Here is a 3,675-nt window from a genome sequence, read left to right on the forward strand (position 1 = left end):
GTGGTTTTGGTGGGTGGAGTGAATGTGACCGGCAGCCGCACGCTGCCGAGATCACGGGTCCGAGTCGCCAGTCATTTTGAACGAATGACTCCCACCCATCAAACCTCGGACTTACATGGATTCTTTACCCGACTGAGAAACCTGAATGGTTGACTTGAATCCATACGCATCGACTGCATCGCCGCCATTGGCGATACCAGATCGCCGATCGACGCACCCAGACTGGCGATGGATGCTTAGTTTGGTCTACCTATTCTCCGCGTTTTGCTTGTGGGCCATTTTCAACTCAACCGCAAGCGAAAATGGATACAAACTCTTTTGCCACGGTTATTGCTCGATAGTACTCTTCGGGCCTGATTCGATGGTGTTGCGTCATGTTTTACCGCTCTTGCTCGCGGTTTTGCCGACTGGTGTATCGGCGCTGATCTTTTGGCATTTTTACCACAACTGCAGGACCGAGCGAAAAGCAACTGGCCGCAACTTCGTTTTTCTCATGATTGGTTTTATACTTGCTGTAGCAAATGCGTCGCTGTACGATCCCGTTGGCTGACCCAGTGCGAGCGGGTAACAATGCCGTGAACCGGAGTCGCGTGTGCCCCGTTCTGGCAAGGGCCAACTTTTTCGACGCGACCCGGTTACGGCTAGCGTTACCCGACTGAGCTTTTTTCTATGCGTATTCCAATCTTCGTTGCTCTCGCCTTCGCTGCGACAGCAAGTGTGTCCGCTCAACTCGTCGATCCAACCAAGATTCCGGTACCGCTTACTGAAGACCTCGCCCCGAAACTCGCGTCGGTTAACTCCATAAGCTATCGGGATGCCGGCCCGGTGCACGACGACGGATCCTATCTCGTTAAGTTTGACTGCAACGATGAACGCGAACTTACAATCCTTTTTCCACACCCGAATTACTGGACGGCCAATGCCAGACGTGATTCGAAGCAGCCGATCATTGCAATTCTTCATGCCGACGGTTCACAGGCAATCTCTGAGATTGAACCTGACTCGAAGCTCAACCAGTTGGTTGTGCGTCTCGTTAAGAATGACATTTCCAAGAATAGGTATGACGCCAAGACGTTGACCCAACTCAAATACACAGCGAAGACGATCGAAGATCGTAAACGACACGAATTCTTTGACTCCGGCTTCGGTAACGCAGGCAATGGCAAGTAGCTGGTGGATTCACAATGGCGGGTGACCACGACGATGCACGCGAGTCGCCGAGTTGAGTTTATTGAAATGGTGATTCGCTCGCGGCGGCCACGTGATCTTTAACGTTCCCCGACAGAACAATGAACGCGTGACGCAATTCGCAACCACCGCCGACGTTCGCGCAGTGAGCGACTCATCTATTCCGACCTACATAGGGCGTTACGCACTCACCTTCGGCATCGCGATCGCGTTCGATGTCGTAGTGCGAACAATTTGGACCGACGTCTTCGCTCCAATTGGCATGGCAAGCATGGCCTCGTACATCTGCACCGCACCGGCGACGAAGCCTAGGTTTCGATCGCTTCCGCGCTACGCGATTGCTCTCATGCTCAGTGCGATTTTTGCGTTCATGGCCGCTAATGCGTACAAAATGGCGGGCGTTGACGAGATCGTTACTTCGGCTTGGGTTGTCACTGGTGTTTTTTACACGGTCATTTTTGGGTGCATGGAGAGCCTTGCATTCTTGTGGACTTGCTTGCTTACTCCTGGCCGTGATCCCGAACGCAAATAACGGTAACCATCGGATTCAACGGAGGACCGGTGGTCAATTTTCACGAATGGATGCTCAACTCCCGGTCCCCGCTGATCCGGGACGGTTATCCGAACGTACGACTTGAAGTCCCAACGAGTCAGTTTGCATCACATTAACTCGCACTTCGCTCGATACCTTTTGGCGATTCACGTTGCTTTTGTGCCGCTATTGGTTGCTGGCATCTACTACCTTCGAGGCCAACAACCTCTCCCGGACAAAACTCAACTTTGGTGGATCCCTGCGATCACCGGCCAACTCAATCTTGTTGTGATCGTCTCCGCTTTCTCAGCTTTAACACCGATTCGACGAATCGCATTTTTCGTTTTTGGTACATCCTACGTCGTTTCGCTATCCTTCGTTTCAAGAGCCTTACTTTATGAGAGTTGGTCGCTCTCATTCACCACGAAGACGCAACATGTCGCGAACGTCTTACCTGGGATGTTGATGTCCGTTCTCGTGTGTTTCACATTGGTCATTTCATCAAGATTGATTTTTGGTGTTTGGGCACGCAATCACAAGAAGAGTAGAGGCGAGAAGATTGGAATTGCCGACTTGCTGATCGCGACTCTAATAGTGGCGGCAGCCATCGCGGTTTATCAGTCCTACATATCGACGTGGGTGGAAACGGACATCCGACAACATAACGAGCGTCTCAAGGCGATGCCCCATCGCATCTTTGGCTACTCGATGCGTGCCGGATGCTGCATTGGAATTACTCTATTAGCATTGTCGCGGCGGCACTGTATTGCTGGTTTGGCATTGTTTGCTTCTGCGATCGTACTCAATCCAACACTTCACGCGACCTTCATGCCATCCCAGATTGCGTTGTTTCCGATCTATTCTTGGAGTATTGTTGGATGCACATTGTTTGCAATGCGGTGCGCTGGATATGCTCTTCGGCCTCGACTTGAATTCACCAAAGCGGATAACCAAAACCAATAAGGCTTTGACTTCGCGTTGAGCGCAGGTTGAGCCTGACTCTCTTTGAATGGTTAGCGTTCTGTGAACCAGAGTGGCTCGTGAGATTCGCCGAAGCTCAAGGCCTCTGTTCAAGAAGCCCGGCTGAACTCTAACGCTCGTGACGTGTCAGCTAGCCTCAGCTGCCAAGATATGGTACGGGCTTTGCATTATTAAGCTTGCGACTTTTGGCGTCTCGGAGCCCGCTGAATGTATCAGATGATTCGTTATTTGCCGTGTCACTCCTCAATCGGTCTCCCCTTCGGTGTAGACTTTCTGCGGAGCTACGAACGATCATTTTCGCTCGAAGCCTGATCGAAGTTCATGTATTTCCAAGGAAATTAGTGGTTCGTCTGGTGTTGAACTCAGTAGCACAGCTAGCAGTTCAACGCGGTTGGGGGTGCCCGTTTCCAGGGGCCGCCGAATTCCAGAACAACGTCCATTGGAATTGCAGTGAGCCTGCTCCTCGGGTGATCCAGACTTGGGTGTCCATGCTGTGCTACAGAACCCGCTATAATGCCTAGAATAATTCGCCCGTCGACTCGATGCGAACGCAAATCGTCGACCACGAGAAAGTACCCCCGCCGCGATAGCGGCTTACTTGAACAATGTGGTGCACCGAAGGACGGTTTGCACGTTTTCTCGAATGGATCGTCAACCGTCCGTCCTCGGTGACCACCGCCGTTCTACGATTGAAGAATCATGCGTCGACTCGCTATCGCTAGCACGATCTGCATTTTCGCGTTCCTCGCGTCGACCTATTTCTTGACGTCTGCACGTTGGTCTGGTCACTTCACCCTCCGCGTAAAGTTGGACGTCCCACCGGACGTTGATCGTGATTCATTTGCCTAGGCACTGTTCGGAAATAACTTCGTCATTTGCTGACTGGAAATACGTAATTGTATTTGCCTAGGATTTCATCACGAATCGTCGCTTCACATTGTCGAAAAACTATGCTCGCTTTGCACCCGGATTGG

General features: G+C 51.6%; 2 protein-coding genes. Both read left to right on the forward strand.

The window, feature by feature from the left end; genetic code table 11:
• Positions 1 to 669: 669 nt before the first annotated feature.
• A complete protein-coding gene (locus Pla52o_RS26510; RefSeq protein WP_146597657.1) occupies positions 670 to 1,170 on the forward strand; it encodes a hypothetical protein in 501 nt (166 codons plus the stop codon).
• A gap of 652 nt (positions 1,171 to 1,822) precedes the next feature.
• Positions 1,823 to 2,683, forward strand: a complete 861-nt coding sequence (locus Pla52o_RS26515) for a hypothetical protein (RefSeq protein ID WP_146597658.1) — start codon at positions 1,823 to 1,825, stop codon at positions 2,681 to 2,683.
• Positions 2,684 to 3,675 lie beyond the last annotated feature (992 nt).

The sequence above is a fragment of the Novipirellula galeiformis genome (genome assembly GCF_007860095.1).
GTDB classification, from domain to species: domain Bacteria; phylum Planctomycetota; class Planctomycetia; order Pirellulales; family Pirellulaceae; genus Novipirellula; species Novipirellula galeiformis.